Annotated in this window: 12 protein-coding genes; 5 read left to right on the top strand and 7 right to left on the bottom strand. The window is 73.4% G+C overall.

What is annotated here, in order from left to right:
• Position 1: 1 nt before the first annotated feature.
• Positions 2–4,189 (bottom strand): FtsK/SpoIIIE domain-containing protein, encoded by a 4,188-nt coding sequence (locus AB0C27_RS19330; RefSeq protein WP_357845701.1) that lies wholly within the window; start codon positions 4,187–4,189, stop codon positions 2–4.
• Between the two features lie 201 nt (positions 4,190–4,390).
• On the opposite strand from AB0C27_RS19330, the gene AB0C27_RS19325 reads away from it, so the two are divergent.
• Both AB0C27_RS19325 and AB0C27_RS19320 read left to right on the top strand, forming a co-directional pair.
• Positions 4,391–4,888 (top strand): sigma-70 family RNA polymerase sigma factor, encoded by a 498-nt coding sequence (locus AB0C27_RS19325; protein ID WP_346103364.1) that lies wholly within the window; start codon positions 4,391–4,393, stop codon positions 4,886–4,888.
• A 34-nt stretch (positions 4,889–4,922) separates the two neighbouring features.
• Positions 4,923–5,618, top strand: a complete 696-nt coding sequence (locus tag AB0C27_RS19320) for a zf-HC2 domain-containing protein (RefSeq protein WP_357845698.1) — start codon at positions 4,923–4,925, stop codon at positions 5,616–5,618.
• A 35-nt stretch (positions 5,619–5,653) separates the two neighbouring features.
• Here AB0C27_RS19320 and AB0C27_RS19315 read toward each other — a convergent pair whose 3' ends face one another.
• The 5 genes from AB0C27_RS19315 to AB0C27_RS19295 form a co-directional block, all read right to left on the bottom strand.
• The gene (locus tag AB0C27_RS19315) at positions 5,654–7,927 is read right to left on the bottom strand and encodes a tetratricopeptide repeat protein (protein ID WP_357845695.1); all 2,274 of its coding nucleotides are present in this window, start codon (positions 7,925–7,927) and stop codon (positions 5,654–5,656) included.
• A 43-nt stretch (positions 7,928–7,970) separates the two neighbouring features.
• Positions 7,971–9,668, bottom strand: a complete 1,698-nt coding sequence (locus AB0C27_RS19310; RefSeq protein WP_357845692.1) for an ABC transporter permease subunit — start codon at positions 9,666–9,668, stop codon at positions 7,971–7,973.
• Positions 9,669–9,756: 88 nt separating this feature from the next.
• Positions 9,757–11,001 (bottom strand): hypothetical protein, encoded by a 1,245-nt coding sequence (locus AB0C27_RS19305; RefSeq protein WP_357845689.1) that lies wholly within the window; start codon positions 10,999–11,001, stop codon positions 9,757–9,759.
• On the bottom strand, positions 10,985–11,623 hold the full coding sequence (locus AB0C27_RS19300) for an ATP-binding cassette domain-containing protein (protein WP_357845686.1): 639 nt from the start codon (positions 11,621–11,623) through the stop codon (positions 10,985–10,987). Before AB0C27_RS19300 ends, AB0C27_RS19305 begins: the two co-directional genes overlap by 17 nt.
• Before the next feature lie 177 nt (positions 11,624–11,800).
• Complete coding sequence (locus AB0C27_RS19295) at positions 11,801–12,409, bottom strand: hypothetical protein (protein WP_357845683.1); 609 nt, start codon at positions 12,407–12,409, stop codon at positions 11,801–11,803.
• An 80-nt stretch (positions 12,410–12,489) separates the two neighbouring features.
• On the opposite strand from AB0C27_RS19295, the gene AB0C27_RS19290 reads away from it, so the two are divergent.
• From AB0C27_RS19290 to AB0C27_RS19280, 3 genes are all read left to right on the top strand, one after another.
• Positions 12,490–13,683, top strand: coding sequence for an FUSC family protein (locus AB0C27_RS19290; protein ID WP_357845680.1), 1,194 nt, complete (start codon positions 12,490–12,492; stop codon positions 13,681–13,683).
• Positions 13,684–13,686: 3 nt separating this feature from the next.
• Positions 13,687–14,196, top strand: coding sequence for an SET domain-containing protein-lysine N-methyltransferase (locus AB0C27_RS19285; protein ID WP_357845678.1), 510 nt, complete (start codon positions 13,687–13,689; stop codon positions 14,194–14,196).
• Between the two features lie 68 nt (positions 14,197–14,264).
• Positions 14,265–14,933 (top strand): hypothetical protein, encoded by a 669-nt coding sequence (locus tag AB0C27_RS19280; RefSeq protein WP_357845675.1) that lies wholly within the window; start codon positions 14,265–14,267, stop codon positions 14,931–14,933.
• Between the two features lie 9 nt (positions 14,934–14,942).
• Here AB0C27_RS19280 and AB0C27_RS19275 read toward each other — a convergent pair whose 3' ends face one another.
• Positions 14,943–15,311 carry a hypothetical protein gene (locus AB0C27_RS19275; protein ID WP_357845672.1) on the bottom strand — a complete coding sequence of 123 codons (369 nt, stop codon included), beginning with the start codon at positions 15,309–15,311 and terminating at the stop codon, positions 14,943–14,945.
• Positions 15,312–15,314 lie beyond the last annotated feature (3 nt).

Here is a 15,314-nt window from a genome sequence, read left to right as displayed (position 1 = left end):
CTCAGAGCACCGCCAGCTGAACCAGCTCCACCTTCCTGGCGGTCCCCAGGTACCCCCGCCCCACAGGCCCCGCGAAGAACTGGTCGGGTTCCAGGTTCACGCCGTGTTCCCGCGCGTTCACCCGGTTCGTCGGGGTCAGCAGGCAGCGGGTGCCTGATCTGAGCATCTCCGTGACCTCCCCGGACAGCGAGCGCCGGTGCCCCTCCAGGAGCGGGGTCGCGTCACCGGCCAGGACGAGCGCGCGCCGGCCCAGTTCGGCCGGGGCGAGGATGTCCTGGAGGAGGGTGGGCAGGGTGTCGAAGCCCTGCTCGCGCGGCGTGACGGTGAGCTGGTCGAAGTCGTCCACGACGACCGCGTACCGCTCGCCGGCGAACGACTCGGCCGCCTCGCGCAGGTCGGCGTCGGTGAAGGAGGTGCCGGCCAGAGTTTCGGCGCCGGGGAGGGCGTGGGCCAGCGGCGACCTGGGCGGCGCGACGGCCAGGACGTGCACTCCGGCCCGCAGCAGCCTCGTCGCCAGGACCAGCGCCGCGTTGCTGCGCCCCGAGCCGGGAGGCCCGGAGACCAGCACCAGGTGCGGGCCGAGGTCGAACAGGTCCAGCTCGACGGGCACGACGTCGGGCCCACCGATCCCGACGGCCGCGCCGGGCAGCCGGTCCAGCGGGACGTGCGCCGGCAGCGGCGGGAACGTCTTGACCGAAGACAAGAACTCGCGGCCGTGCCGGGGCCGGCCGGGCGGCGACGGGACGCGTTCCGGCGGCAGGCACACCTGGACGTGCAGCCCCGAGGCCGCCTCGATCGCCCGCCCCGGCAGGACGGGCGGTGACACCATCCCCGACGACAGGTACGACCGCCGCGTCTCCTCCCGCGCGAACGGCAGGAACAGCCGCCGCGAGAACAAATCGGGCGTCTTGCCCCGCAACATGTCGTGCCCGCCCGCGGCCACCGTGTGCACGCCCACCGGCGGCCCGCCGGCCACGATCGAGCGCAGCGTGGCCAGCAGCGGCGTCTCGAAGAAGTCGGGATTGCCACGGTCCTCGAAGCACTCCCACCCGTCGATCACGAACACGATGACCGGCGCGGCCGGTTCCCCCGGCGACGCCTGTGCCAGCCGCCGCCGCTCCACCTCGCCCGCCAGCCACGTCACTATGCGCCTGATCCGGTCGGGCTCGCCCGCCCCCGCGACGGCCCCGCAGTGCGGCAGGTCCGCGTACGCGACCAGCCCGCCCGGCCGGTGCTCGACCACGTACAGCCAGACCTGCGCGGGCGAGGTGCGGGCGGCCAGGCTGGAGATCAGCGTCCGGCAGAACGTGGTGCGCCCCGACTGCGGCCCGCCCGCCACCATGAGCCGCTCGTTCCCGCGCAGGTCCAGCGCCATCGCGGGCTGCGCCTGGTTCGCGGGGTCGTCCGCCAGCCCGTACGGCACCCCGCCCGCCCCCTCGACCTCGCTGAGCGGAAGCGAGGCGGGCAGCGGCGGCAGCAGCGGGCGGAACGGCGGCTCGGTGGGCAACTCCTGAGCGGCGGCGAGCACCGCGGCGATGGCCAGGTCCTGATCACTGCGGCCGGCCCGAGGCGCACCGGCCGACGAGGGCCGCGGCAGCCCGAGCGCCGGCCAGGGGGCGAGCCGCGCGGTGGCGGGGGCCGCGCCGGTGGGCGGCGGGTCGCCCAGGTAGCCGGTCTGGAACAGCTGCGGCGTGCGCTGCTCGCCGCCCACCCGCATGATCATGCCCCGGCCGCGCAGCCGCGACGGGATCGTGGCCGCGTCGGGCACGCCGAGCACCTCGGTGCTGTCGGAGGGCTCGTTCTGCCGCAGCGTGATGCGCAGCGAGATGTTGTTCTTCAGCTCGGGCGAGAGCTTGCCCTGCAACGACTGCGTGGCCAGCACCAGGTGCATGCCGAGCGAGCGCCCCTTGGCGGCCACGTTCACCAGCTCGCGCAGGAAGTCGGGCGAGGTCTCCAGCACCCGGGCGAACTCGTCGAACACCATGACCAGCCGGGGCAGCCGGCCGCCCGCGTTCCAGTAGGCGTCGATCTCCCCGCCGTACCTGGCCAGGATCGCCTCGCGGCGGCGCACCTCCGCGCGTACGGAGGCCAGCACCCGCCGCGCGGCGCTCTCGTCGAAGACGTCGGCCGCCGTGTCGCCGGTCGAGCGGATCAGCCCGACCACGTGCGGGCAGTGCTCGAACGGCAGGAACGCGCTGCCGCCCTTGAAGTCGACCAGCACCAGGTTCAGCTCGTCCGGCCGGTTGGCCAGCAGCAGCGAGGTGACCAGCGTCTGCAGCAGGATGCTCTTGCCCGCGCCCGTCGCCCCGCCGAGCATCGTGTGCGGCCCGTCGGCGGCCAGGTCCACGGTCACGGGCCCGGAGCCGTCGGCCCCGATGCACACCCTGGTGGTGGGCCCCGGATCGGCGGCCCAGCGCGCCAGTACGGCCTCCGCAGCGGGAACGGGCAGGCCCAGGGCGTCCAGCAGGCGTACGGAGGCGGGGATGACGCTCTCGGCCCTGGCCAGCGTGAGCCGGTCGCGCATGGGGGCGACCGCGCGGGCGATGCGTTCCGCGGCCTGCTCCCCGAGGCTCTCCGGCTGCACGGACACCGGCAGGCCCTGGCGGCCCCTGGTGAGCAGCATGCCGGCGCCGTCCAGCTCGCAGACGCCGCGGCACTCGTTCAGGCTGCGCTGGTCGGCGCAGATCACGTACACGCCGACCGAGGGGCCCTCCCTGAGCACCTCCTTCATGCCGGGGATGTCGCGTAACGCGCGGGCTCCGTCGAGCACCACGACCACGTCCTCGGAGAAGCGGTGGTCCCTGACCTTGAGCCGCTCGGTGACCAGGTCCTTCAGCTCCTCGATCCGCTCCGTCCTGGTCTCCGGCGTGTTGCCGATCAGGCAGGGGACGGGGGCGTCCACGTTCAGGTGCGGCAGCCAGCGCGCCCAGGCCAGGTGCTCGCCTCCCGACGCGGTGATGAGGACGAGACGCAGTTCGTCGGGCGCGCGCAGCGTGCCGAGCTGGATCAGCAGCCAGCGCAGCAGCGCGTCCACCGGCTCCGGCGGGCCGATCACGCCCAGTACGCCGATCTCGCGCAGGTCCACGGTGACGGGCACCCCGCGCAGCGCAGGCTCGGCGAAGCCGGGCCACGGCTCGCCGTCGAACGCGATCGTGGCCGGCTCGTCGGCCACCCCGACGCGCAGCGTCAGGCCGTCGGGGGAGTCGGCGTTGCGCGGCCACAGCCCGGGACCCTCGTGGGTGGCGGCGAACGTCAGGTCGACCTCGTCGGGCGCCACGACGTGCCGCAGCCACTGCTCGTGCACCACGTGCTGCCGCATCCGCTCGACGGTCTCGTGTTTGCGCTGGTCGAACTCGCGTTCTTTCTTCCTGCGCTGCCGTCCTTCGACCCACTGGGTGGCGAAGAACGTGATCGGCGTCAGAATTCCGAAAAGCAGAAAATATGGACTTTTCAACAGGATGGCCATCGCGACCGCAATGGGCAGCGGAAGAAGTGAAGAAAGGAGCGCCACGGCTATATTGCGCGGCGGCGTCTCGTTCCTGGGCAGGGTGAGGCGGGCGCCGGGAACGGCGGGGGCGGGGGAGAAGGCCCGGTCGAAGTCGATGTGCCCGTCCCTGCTGGAGGTGGTCCGCAGCCGGGCGGACGGCAGCGGCGCCCAGCGCAGCCGGTCGTCGCCCACCTGGAGCACCCCGTCGGGCCGTAACACGACCGGGCCGCGCACGGGGAGCTCGTCCACCAGCGTGCCGCTGCGTGAGCCGAGATCGACGACCGTGGCCTCGCCGGTCCACGACACGTCCAGCCGGGCGTGCCGCCGGGAGACCCTGTGGTCGCGCGGCAGGCTGATGTCGGTCCACTCGCGGCCGATCACGTGGCTGCCGGGGCTCAGCCAGACCACCTGGCCGGCGTCGGGCCCGGCGAACACGCGGACGGCTCCCGCCGCGGCGAGCGGACGCCAGGGCGGCACCCGCTCGGGCTCGCCGACGCTGATCGTGACGCCCGGCACCAGCGGGCTGTCCGCGACGGTGGCGTCGGGGTCGAGCTTGCCGCTGCCGACGTAGCACGGGCGGCCCTTGACGGGGAACGGCAGCGCCCGCAGCAGGGAGCCGACTGTGGTCTCGGGCTCCGCCGTCACCTCGACGTCGGCGGAGGTGGAGGCCGCTGGATCGCGGATCGTCAACCGAATGATCATGATCCCCTCTCCAGGGGACTGAAGCACGATTTAACGGATATTTCCAGTGAGGTGGCGAGACGGGCAAACTACCTGACCCGGAGGCTCGGCCGAGGCTAGAGTGTCAATTCTCAATATCAGCGGAGCGAGCGCGATATTTCATGATATCCGCCGCGCGAGGGAGCACGCCCCCACGTGAATCACCGCGTAACCGACGAGGCCATGGTCCGAGCCCTCTATCGCGAATACGGCGCCCCCTTGATGGCCTTCGCCATCAGGCTGACGGGCGGCGATCGGCGCTGGGCCGAGGACGTCGTCCAGGAGACCCTCGTCCGCGCCTGGCGCAACATCCACGATCTCCGTACGGACTCCGGCTCGTTGATGCCCTGGCTGGCCACCGTCGCCCGCCGCGTCGTCATCGACAACCGCCGCCGCTCCGGCTCGCGCCCCCTCGACACGGTCGAGGACATCTCGGACCGCGTCCAGCCCGTGGCGGCAGAGGACGAGCGGCTGCTCAGGGAGATCGTCGTGACCGACGCGATGATGTCGTTGTCCCCGGCCCACCGTCAGGTGCTCACAGAGACGTTCCTGCTGGACCGCAGCGTCCAGGAGGCGGCGGAGACGATCGGCGTGCCCGTGGGCACGGTGAAGTCCCGCGTGTACTACGCGATGCGCGCGTTGCGCGTCGCGCTTGAGGAAAGGGGGGTGACGTTGCCGTGATCGGACAGCGTCACAGCAACAGGGGGGTGACGCCATGACGGAGGTACACCACGAGGACGTGGCCGCGTACGCGCTCGGCCTGCTCACCGACGACGAGCGGGCCGATTTCGAGCGCCATCTCGGCATGTGCCCGATCTGCGCCGCCGAAGTGGGGTCGTTCGCGGCGATGGGAGAGCTGATCAAAGGGGTGCACCCCGACGATCTGCTGCCGCATCCGCCGGACCAGCAGGTCGAGTCGCTGCTGGTACGCCGTGCGGCCACCGAGCGCAGGCGCCGCCGCTTCCACCGGGGGTTCATGAGCGCCGCCGCCTGCCTCGTCGTCGCGGCCGGGGTCTTCCTCGGCATCAGCTCCTTCACCAGCGGGCCCAATCCCGACAGCATCCACAGCCCGGCCAGAGCCCTGCTCATGACCGGCCGCACCTACGCACTGAACGATCCCTCCACGGGGGTCTCGGGGCTCGTCGGCGTGGAGGACAAGGGGTGGGGAACCCATGTCGCGCTGGAGCTCAAGGGCGTCAAGGGGCCGCTGCAGTGCCGGCTGCTGGCGGTCGGCGACGACGGCCGCTCCGAGGTGGTGGCGAGCTGGGGCGTGCCGGAGAAGGGGTACGGCGTGCCGGGGGCCGAGGATCCGCTGCTGCTGCACGGCGGCACCAGCCTGCCCCAGTCCGAGCTCAACCACTTCACGGTCCAGACCTTCGACGGCCGGATCCTGGCTTCCGTCGCCGTGTGATCCGGTCCGGACGAGTGTTGGGGGAGGGCGCGAGCTCACAACGCCTGGAGCAGGGCGCGTAGCTCGCTGATCTGCTTGGGCTCGGCGATCCCGTCCCACGGTGACAGGGCGGCCAGGCCGGCGTCCTGGTGCTCGGCCGCCCGGTCGCCACGCAGCCTGCCCAGGTGCAGGTGGGCCAGCGCGGTGCTGACCCCGAACGGGGGCAGCCTCGGCTCGGCCTCCTCCAGCAGCGCCACCACGGACTCGGCCGCGTGCCCGGGGTCCTCCAGCAGCACCCCGGCCCGCTGCACCAGGCAGCGGGCCCTGCCGGTCTCGTCCGCCGTCTCCTTGTAGAGCTCTTCGGCCTGCTCCAGGTGGGAGCGGGCGTCGAAGGACTGGCCCAGGTAGTGGTGGGTGAGCGCGAGCAGTTCGTGGGCGTGCGCCTGCGCGCCGGGGTCGCCGGCCCGCCTGGCCAGGTCGAGGGCGCGGAACAGCACGGCCCTGGCGTCGGCGTACAGGCTGCGTGCCTCCGCGCCCCTGCCGTCGTGGTCGAACGTCTGGCCCTTGCGCATGAGGAGGGCCGCGACGTTGGTCATCCTGATCGCGTGCCCGGTGACGTCGCCGCCGGACAGCGCCTGACCGTACCGTACGAGTGCCGACTCCACGGCGGTGAACTCGTCGCCCCCCGCCAGCAGCAGCGCGGCGTGCTCCAGGTGCAGCTCGGCCGGCCACGACTCCACCCTGACGCGCAGCTCGGCCGCCTGGTTGAAGTGCTGGCGGGCCTTGCGCGGATCTCCCCAGGTGAGCTGGATCGCGCACTGGCGCAGCTCGGCCGTGGCCTGCACGCGCTCGTCCCCGAGCGCCTTCGCGGCGGCGGACAGCGCGGCCGCCGCCCGCAGGCGGTCCTCGTGCCGCTGTTCGAGCCGGAACCAGGCTTCCAGGCCGTCCGCGATGCGCCCGAGCGCGCGGCCGGTCTGGCGTCCTGGCACGGCGCCGGCCAGGACCTGGAGCAGCACCCGGTCCTCCATCGCGAACCAAGTCCTGGCGTCGTCGGCGGGCAGCCGGGCGGCGTAGGCGGCGGCCTGCTCGGCGAAGTGCTCGACCAGGCGGCGCCAGGCGGCGTTCTCCCGTGGCGTCCCGGACGCGCCGCTGTCCCTGAACGCGCCGGTCACCCTGACGCGGGTCATCCGTACGTTCTCCACCAGCCCGAAGTCCGCCAGCTCGGTGATCGCGTCTTCGGCGGAGGGCACCCCGAGCAGCGCGGCGGCGGCCTGATGGTCGACCTCGGCGATCGGCAGCCCGGCCAGCAGGATGAACAGCTGCTTGGCCGTGGGCCGCAACTGCTTGATGCTCAGGTTGAGCACGAAGTCGAGCGTCTTGTCGATGGACAGGTTCCGCAGGTCGTCCACCAGCGACTGCAGCGGCACGTTGGGGTTGCCCGCCAGCCAGCGGCCGACCCTGACGATCTCCAGCGGGCTGCCCAGACAGGCGTCCACCAGCAGCGCGAGCGCCTTCGGATCCCGGGTCACGCGGTCGTCGCCGATGTGGCGGGCCAGAAGCGCCCGCCCGGCCTCGGGGGCGAGGGGGCCGAGCTGGATCGGCTCCGCGTGCTGCGGCAGCTCGTCGGAGAGCGTGCCCGCCACCACGATGTGCGCGCCTGGCACTCTGGTCGGCAGCCAGTCGACCTGGCTCCACGTGCTGACGTTGTCGAGCAGCAGCACGCAGCCGGTGCCGGTGAGCGCCTCGATCACCTGCGCGGTGGCGTCCTGGGGCTCCTGGATGGCCCCTGGCGGCCGGTTGAGCGTGCGCAGCACCCGCTGGGCGACGCTCAGCGGCGTCTCCGGATGGTTCCTGTCGGGGCCGCGCAGGTCGGCGTAGCGCTGCTTGCGGGCCTCGCCGGCCAGGTCCCACATGGCCCTGATCGCCACCGAGGAGGTGCCCGAGCCCATCGCGCCCTGCACCACGACCAGGCCGCGTTCCAGGGCCAGGTCCTTGATCTGCTGGAGCTCGCCGTCCCGGCCCACCAGGCCCTCCGGCCGGTCGGGGAAGGGCATGGGGGCCAGGGCGGGGCGGGCGGGGCGTTCGCGGCGGCGGCGTACGAGGTGGGTGATCCAGCCGGCCGCGATCGGGAAGGGCAGGGCGAGGATCGCCAGCAGCCAGGTCGGCAGGTCGCCCGCGAGCTGCTTGATCAGCTCCTCCTGGAGCAGCAGGAAGGTGCCGCCCGCCGTCACCAGGCCGCCCGTACCGAGCTCGGGCAGGTGGGCCGTGGCCCGCCGGTGCAGCCGCGACAGCCGGAAGCCCAGCCGGTCCTTCCGCGAGATGTCCGTCATCGCCGCACCTCCCGGCAGCCCGGCCGGCGGTCGTACGAACCCGTCATCGCCGCACTCCTCGCGTCAGCCCCCGGTACAGGCGGCGGGCGGTGACGGCCACCACGAGCACCGGCACCGCGGTCGCGATCACCGCCTGCGCCGCCAGCGGGCTCGCGGCGCTCATGAAGTGGCGGGCCTGCTCCAGCAGGATCAGCGGCAGGTGATCGCCCGACGGCCAGTTCAGCAGCAGCCCGACGACCGCGTCGTTCCAGACCAGGACGAACGCCAGCACCCCGGCCAGCACGACGGCGGGCCGCGCCTCGCGTACGACGTGGAACAGCTCCCAGCGGTCGCGGGCCAGCATGGGGGCGGGCACCTGGACGAACGCGTTGTGCAGGACCAGCACCGCCAGCGGGATCACCAGCGCCGCGTGCACGATGGCCAGCGCGGGCGCGGTGCCGATCGGGCTCAGCCAGCGCTGCAGCGGCACGGCGAACGCCTGCGGGGGCAGCGCGGCCAGGGCCACCGAGACCAGCAGGACGGGCCGCCAGGCGCGGCGCGGCAGCAGATGCTCGTGGGCCAGCACGTACGCGGCCGGCACCGCGGCCAGCAGCACCACGCACACGACCGCGAAGGCGCGCAGGAACGTGGTGCCCAGCGCGGCGGTGAACCCGTCGTCGGCGAAGGCGTCGGCGTACGAGGCGAGCGTCCAGGGACCGCCGCTCCACCACCCCGACCGGGCGGCGACCTCAGGCTCGCGCAGGGACGTGAGCAGCAGCGCCACGAACGGCAGCAGCCACAGCGCCGACACCACCGCGCACAGCGGCCACAGGCGCCGCCCGCGCGCCGGAGGGGGCGCGGGCGGCGCAGGCTCGGACCAGCTCACCCGCCCCCGCAGCCCGAGCAGCGCCAGCGAGGCCGCCCCCGCCACCAGCAGCGACATCAGCACCGCGAGCGCCGCCGCCCCCGCGTCGCCCAGGTCGTCGTTGTGCCGCCACCAGAACAGCCCGCCGCCCTCGACCAGCGCCTGCATCGACCCGGGCGCGCCCATCAGCACCAGGTCGAACACGCGGGCCGCGGCCACCAGCGCGAACACGTACGCCAGCGCGGCCGGCCCGGCGAGCGCGGGCAGCACCACGGACCAGATCCTGCGCCGCCGGCGCACGCCGAACGCCCTGGCCATCCGCAGCAGCCCGGCCGGCAGCCGCGCCAGGGCCTCGTGGAAGACCAGGAACGCGATCCCGGCCCATTGCCAGACGAACGCCAGCCCGAGCACCAGCCAGATCCAGCCGGGGCCGAGGAAGGGCGTGTCGGAGCCCAGCAGGGCGGCGAACAGCCCCCGGTGGTGATTGGTGTCGAACAGCAGCCGGAAGATCGCCCCCGTGGTGAGCGGGGAGACCACGGCCGGCAGGACCAGGACGACGCGCAGCACCCGGCCGGGCAGCGGGCCCGCGTTCCTGGCCAGCCAGGCCAGGCCCAGCCCCACGGCGCAGACGACCAGGACCAGCACCCACCACAGCAGCGTGTTGCCGAGCGCCTGCCAGGCGTGGACGTCGCTCAGCACGCCGGACCACGCGCCCGGCCCCGAGAGGCTGATGCCCACGGTCACCAGCAGCGGGGCCAGGATGACGCCCGCAGACAGCAGCACCGCCAGCAGCAGGTAGAGGAAGGCGTGCCGGCGGCTGAGCCGGTGCCCGACGGCCGGCACCCCGGCGTCGTGATGCGGCGCCACCTCGAACAGGAACGCGTTCCGCTCACTCATCGCGCACCCCCGCTCATGAACCGCACGCTCACGAACCGCCCGCTCGCGTTCCGCCTGCTCGCGTACCGCCCCCTCGCGTACCGGCCGCTCACCCGTCGCCCTCCCCGGCGGCGGCCACGATCTTGTCGCGGGCGGCGGCGGCCGCCCGCGCGGGGGCCGCCGCCTCGGCCGCGACCTCGGTGAACAGCTCGGTGAGCACGCGCCACAACCCCCTGCCGTCGCCGCCCTCCAGCGGCCCGATGAGCCGGTCGGACAGGTCGTAGTGGCGGTTCGCGCCCTGGCTCAGTTCTTGCGCGGGTCCGGCCAGCAGCGGGTGGGACGGCTGGCTGAACGGCGTCAGGAAGCCGCCGTCGTCGACCCAGGCGGTCAGCGCGTCACGTTCGCCCGGCACCCGGGGCCTGGTCAGCCAGTCGACGAAGGTGACGGCGTCGGGACCGCCGCCGCGCATGGCCACCGCGACGTCGCCGCCGACCACCAGCGGCGGCTCCTTGCCCTGGTGGGCGGGGAAGCGGAAGTGCCCGGCGATGTCCGCGCCGCCGTGCAGCTCGATGACCGGCAGCGCGAAGTCGGGCGCGGCGACCAGGTCGGCGGTGCGGTAGGTGAAGACGTCGAGGATGGAGTCGTGGAACTGCATGGTCAGCGCCCGCCGCCCCTGCTCGGGGGTGAACGCCTCACGCCAGATGTCGGCGAGCAGCGTGAGCGCCTCGGTCACCTGGGTCACGCCCCACCAGTCCGCGTTGCCCTTCCCGGCGGGCGGGAAGAGCCCGTCGTAGACCTCGGGGGCGTAGGCGAGCAGGACGTTCTCGAACCAGTCGCTGAGCACCCACCCGTCGGCCGCCCCGATCGCCAGCGTGCCCGGCGCCGGCCTCCAGGTGGCCAGGTCGGCGGGTTGCGTCTGCTCTCCCGCGCGGTGCCACACGAGCGACTTGTGCGCGAGCTTGAACCAGGTGCCGAGCTCCTCCCCGCTCCCGTACGGCGTCACGAGCCGCCGCCAGAACCCGGGCTGCGTGTGGCCGCCCTCCCTGGGCCGGACGCGGGGGCGTACGAGAGGGTCGAAGAGCAGCCCCAGCCGGGGGATGACCGCCACGTCGGGGATGACGTCCTGGGCGGGCCCGCGCAGCAGGGCGCTGATGTTGTCGCCGGCCGAGTAGACGCTGACGGGCCTCCTGAAGCGCTCCACGAACGCGTCCACCACCCGGCGGAACCTGCCTAACTCCGCCCCGCTCCAGACCACGGCGACGCGCAGCGGCGGCTGCGCCGCGCAGCCGGCCAGCGCGGCGCCCGACAAGACGCCCGGCACGGTGGCGAGCAGCGCCCTACGGCTGAGCGGCATCTTCGATCTCCCAGTAGTGAGAAGGGGAGGCGAGGCTGGCCACCCTGGTCCTGTCGTCGGTGACGACGAGCACGGCGAGCCCGGGGTCGGCGCCGAGGGCGCCGCTCACGGCGGCGTGGCAGGGCCCGCAGCCCGTGCGGTCCTCGATCACCATCACCTTGACGGGCAGCAGCCGGCACAGGGCGCGGGCCAGCGCGACGCTCAGCCGCTCGTCGTGGGCGAGTTCGTGCGGTCGTGAGCGGAGAAAGCCCTGGATGTCCAGCCGCCTGGCCATGTACGCGATCCGCCCGTGCACGAACGACGGCGCCAGGTCGTCGCCGGCGGCCAGCGCGAGGTTCCGTTCGACGGTCAGGTGCGGCAGCAGCCCGGCGTTCGCGGGGACCAGCCCGATCTCGCGCTCCGCCGGCAGCCGCATGGTGACCTCCTCGCCGCCGACGCGGATCCGGCCGCCTAAGGGCATCTCCAGGCCGAGCAGCAGATCGGTGAACGCGTCGGCCTCGGCGGCGTCCGCGGCCACCACGACGGCGGTCTGGCCGGGGTCGAGCGTGAGCGGATCCGGGGCCAACCGGCGCCTTGTCCCGCGCGGGTCCCAGGTGAGGCCGGTGATCTCCAGAAGTGACACGTGTGCAACCGCCGTGAACTCGCGATGTCATCCGCACTTGACGTTTTCACAGTCGGTGGATCACGGCAACGTGATTGCCCGATCCCGCTACGTGCTCGCCGCTTGATCCGCTCGTGCCGGCCGCCCGGCCCCGCCGCGTGCGCGCCGGCCGATCCGCTACCTGCTGGACGGCTTCCGCTACGCGCTCGCCCGCCTCGCGGCGAAGTGGGCGCGGAACCAGTCGGTGGCGTGGCCGGCCACGGCGTCCAGCGCGCCGGGCTCCTCGAACAGGTGGGTGGCGCCGGGCACGATCACGATCCGGCTCTCGGCGGCCAGGCGTTCCTGGGCCCCCTCGTTCAGCTCCAGCACCACCGGGTCCCTGCCGCCCACGATGAGCAGGGTCGGCGCGCGTACCGCCGCCAGCCTCGGCCCGGCCAGGTCGGGCCGGCCGCCGCGCGAGACGATCGCGGCGATGTCGTTGCCGGGCGTGGCCGCCGCCCACAGGGCCGCCGCCGCTCCCGTGCTGGCGCCGAAGTAGCCGATGGGCAGGCCGACCGCATCGGGCTGCTCGCGTGCCCACGCGGTGCGTTCCAGCAGCCGCGCGGCCAGCAGCCCGATGTCGAAGACGTTGGACCTGTCGGCCTCCTCCTCCGGGGTGAGCAGGTCGAACAGCAGCGTGCCCAGGCCGGCCTCGTTGAGCGCGCCGGCCACGTACCGGTTGCGCGGGCTGTGCCGGCCGCTGCCGCTGCCGTGCGCGAACAGCACCAGGCCCTGCGCCCCGTCAGGAACGATCAGATCGCCGGACATGCGTCCCTCCTCTCGCCGCACGCTGCCGCTACCCGGTTACGGACAGCTCTATCAGCTTCCTAGCTGGGCATTTACTCGATATGGAGACCGAAACCGGGCGCAAACCCGCACCCGCCGGCTCCCCGCTCGACCGCATCGTCTCAGGCGGGGCGTCGGCGCTGGCGCTCGTGCGCAGCATGGGGATCGGGCACTGGCTGCGCATGGAGCGGGAGGTGCTGGCTCAGACGGTCAAGGTGACGGGCGCGTGCGTGCTCGGGTGGTGGCTGGCGGAGTACGTACTGCATCTGGACCTGCCGGTGCTCGTGCCCATCGGCGTGCTGCTGACGGTGTCGGCGACCGCGTACAGCACGCTGGTGCGAGGCGCGCAGCAGGTCATGGCCGTCGTCGTGGGCGTGGCGGTGGCCACCGCGCTGGTCTGGCTGATCGGCGCGAACGCGGTGACGCTGGCCGTGCTCGTGGTGGCCGGCCTTGTGGTGTCGCGGCTGCTCAACCTGCCCGCCCAGAACGTGCAGATCCCGATCTCGGCGCTGCTCGTGTTCGCCCTGGGCAGCAGGTACGGCTTCGAGCGCCTCGCGGACGTGCTCCTGGGCGCCGCCATCGGCGTCGCGGCCAACCTCCTGATCGCGCCCCCACGCCACGTGGACAAGGCAGGCAAGGAGCTGTGCGGCCTGTCCGCCGAGCTGGGCGACCTGGCCGACGACATCTCGCACGGGCTGCGGGACGGGTGGGACGCGGGGATGGCCCGCGAGTGGCTGGATCGAGCCAGGACGCTCTCGCAGCGGCTGGAGGACACGGAGCAGGCCGCCGAGCAGGCGGCGGAGTCGGTACGCCTGTCGCTGCGCCGCAGCCGCTTCGACCGCAGCCTGAACCAGGTGGCCGAGGCCGCCACCTGCCTCGACCACGCCTGTCACCAGCTCAGGAGCCTCGCCAGGGGCCTGGTCGACCTCATCGCGGGAGTCCGCGGCCTGCCCGGCGAGCGCGGGGCCGACCTGCCCGAGGCGCTGGCGGACGAGCTGGCGGCGCTGGCCCGCGTCTTCCGCGGCTTCGGGCACTTGCAGGTCGGCCGGGGCCGGCGGGAGGACCTGGCGGACCTGCGCGCGGCCCTGGAGGAAGGGGAGTGGCACCAGCAGCGGCTGGCGACCACGTTCCGGCAGACCAGGCACGCGGAGCTGGGCTCGCTGCAGGGGGCGCTCCTGGACGCCTGCGCGCGCATCCGCCACGAGTTCGACCCGGACTCAGGCCCGCACACCCTCGCCTTCCCGACGCATGATTGATCCATGCGGGAACATCCTGAGCCCGACTGCCGGCTCCACCCCCACCTGGAGACACGCCCCTCGGGCATCGAGGGCACGGGCCTGTTCGCGACCGCCGCCGTACCCGCGGGCACCGTCGTCTCCCGGATGGGCGGTCGCCTGGTGAACGACGACGAGCTGCGCCGGCTGATCGCCGCGCCCGGGTACGTCGACACCATCACGGTGGACGTCGGCCGCCATCTGGTCCTGCCGCCAGGCCGCCCCATCGGCAAGAGCAACCACAGCTGCGACCCGAACCTGTGGTGGACCGGCCCCTACACCCTGGCCGCCCGCCGCGACCTGGCCCCCGGCGACGAGGTCACCAACGACTACGCCACCAGCACCGCCGAGCCCGGCTTCACCCTCGACTGCCGGTGCGGCACGGCGCTGTGCCGGGGCCGGATCACGGGGGAGGACTGGCGCCGCCCCGACCTCCAGGAGCGGTACGGCGAGCACTGGGTGCCGGCCCTGCTGCGCCTCATCGCCCAGACCTGAGCGTGGTGCCGGTCCCGCCGCTGTTCATCTGCCACGCCCAGAATGCCGGTGCCTGGCATACTGCTCGGATGTCCGATTTCGCCGAGTTCCGAGCCAAGGGGCGCGAGGCCCTGCTGTCCGGCCGGGCCACGTATGACAGTCCCATGGCGGACGGCTCCCCCCGCTGGGGAGCCGCGGCCGTGCTGCGGCCCGAGGGTGAGGTCGTGGCCCGCATGACGGACCTGGCCGCCACCCTCGACGCCCCCGGCCACTGGGTGCACGGCGGCCGGACCCTGCACGTCACGATCAGGTCGCTGGAGCCGTACCGTACCGTCATCCCCGCAGATGACCCCCTGCGCCGGGCCTACGGCGCGGCGCTGGCGGAGGCGGCCGAGGACCTGCCGCCGGCCAGGGCGTATTTCGCGGGAGTGAGCCCGCACCCCGGCGGCGTGCTGGTCGGCGTGCACCCGCTGGACGAGACCCTGGACACGCTGCGCAAGCGTTTCGCCGGCGCGCTGGATTCGCGCGGCGTGCGCGATCTGGATCACGGCCGGGTCCGCGACCTCTGGTACGTCAGCCTGCTGCACTTCGCCGCCCCCCTGACGGACGCCAGGCGGATCGTCGAGTGGTGCGACGCCCACGCCGGCGCCGACTTCGGCACGGCCGAGCTGCCGACGGCGGAGATCGTCCAGTTCGTGCTGACGGGCACGACCGTCCGCGTCGACAGCCTGGAACAGGTCACGCTGGGAACCGCCTGATCTCGGCGTTCAGCCCAGCAGCAGCGCCGTGACGAAGTGCAGCAGGTGCCAGGCCACGTAGGCGCTGAGCGAGCAGAACGCCCACTCCTTGCCCCGCCCGATCCTGGCGATCCAGCGCAGCTCCTCGGCCGGCTCGCGCCGCGCCCGCAGGCTGCCCGCGACGAAGTACGCCGAGATCAGCCAGGCCGCCCCCGATACCACGACCAGGGTGAGCGAGAGCGCCGTGAGCACAGGCGAGCCCACGGGAAGGTCGGGCGGCAGGAACTGGCGGCCCCAGACCCCCGCGACCCCGGCGAGCACGACGGCGGTGATCCGCCTGTCCTTACGCGCCTGTCGCTTGAGCCATTGCAGGTCTCGACGCAGATGATTCTTGAGCATCCG

Source organism: Nonomuraea sp. NPDC048882 (genome assembly GCF_040649755.1).
GTDB lineage: Bacteria > Actinomycetota > Actinomycetes > Streptosporangiales > Streptosporangiaceae > Nonomuraea > Nonomuraea maheshkhaliensis.
Note: the sequence above shows the minus strand (reverse complement) of the source record. Positions and strands in the feature narration are given on the sequence as shown.

Excerpts from the sequence above, each read along its gene's own strand:
- AB0C27_RS19330 (WP_357845701.1), bottom strand. The coding sequence starts at position 4,189 with ATGATCATTCGGTTGACGATCCGCGATCCAGCGGCCTCCACCTCCGCC.
- AB0C27_RS19325 (WP_346103364.1), top strand. The coding sequence starts at position 4,391 with ATGGTCCGAGCCCTCTATCGCGAATACGGCGCCCCCTTGATGGCCTTC.
- AB0C27_RS19320 (WP_357845698.1), top strand. The coding sequence starts at position 4,923 with ATGACGGAGGTACACCACGAGGACGTGGCCGCGTACGCGCTCGGCCTG.
- AB0C27_RS19315 (WP_357845695.1), bottom strand. The coding sequence starts at position 7,927 with ATGACGGACATCTCGCGGAAGGACCGGCTGGGCTTCCGGCTGTCGCGG.
- AB0C27_RS19310 (WP_357845692.1), bottom strand. The coding sequence starts at position 9,668 with ATGAGTGAGCGGAACGCGTTCCTGTTCGAGGTGGCGCCGCATCACGAC.
- AB0C27_RS19305 (WP_357845689.1), bottom strand. The coding sequence starts at position 11,001 with ATGCCGCTCAGCCGTAGGGCGCTGCTCGCCACCGTGCCGGGCGTCTTG.
- AB0C27_RS19295 (WP_357845683.1), bottom strand. The coding sequence starts at position 12,409 with ATGTCCGGCGATCTGATCGTTCCTGACGGGGCGCAGGGCCTGGTGCTG.
- AB0C27_RS19290 (WP_357845680.1), top strand. The coding sequence starts at position 12,490 with ATGGAGACCGAAACCGGGCGCAAACCCGCACCCGCCGGCTCCCCGCTC.
- AB0C27_RS19285 (WP_357845678.1), top strand. The coding sequence starts at position 13,687 with ATGCGGGAACATCCTGAGCCCGACTGCCGGCTCCACCCCCACCTGGAG.
- AB0C27_RS19280 (WP_357845675.1), top strand. The coding sequence starts at position 14,265 with ATGTCCGATTTCGCCGAGTTCCGAGCCAAGGGGCGCGAGGCCCTGCTG.
- AB0C27_RS19275 (WP_357845672.1), bottom strand. The coding sequence starts at position 15,311 with ATGCTCAAGAATCATCTGCGTCGAGACCTGCAATGGCTCAAGCGACAG.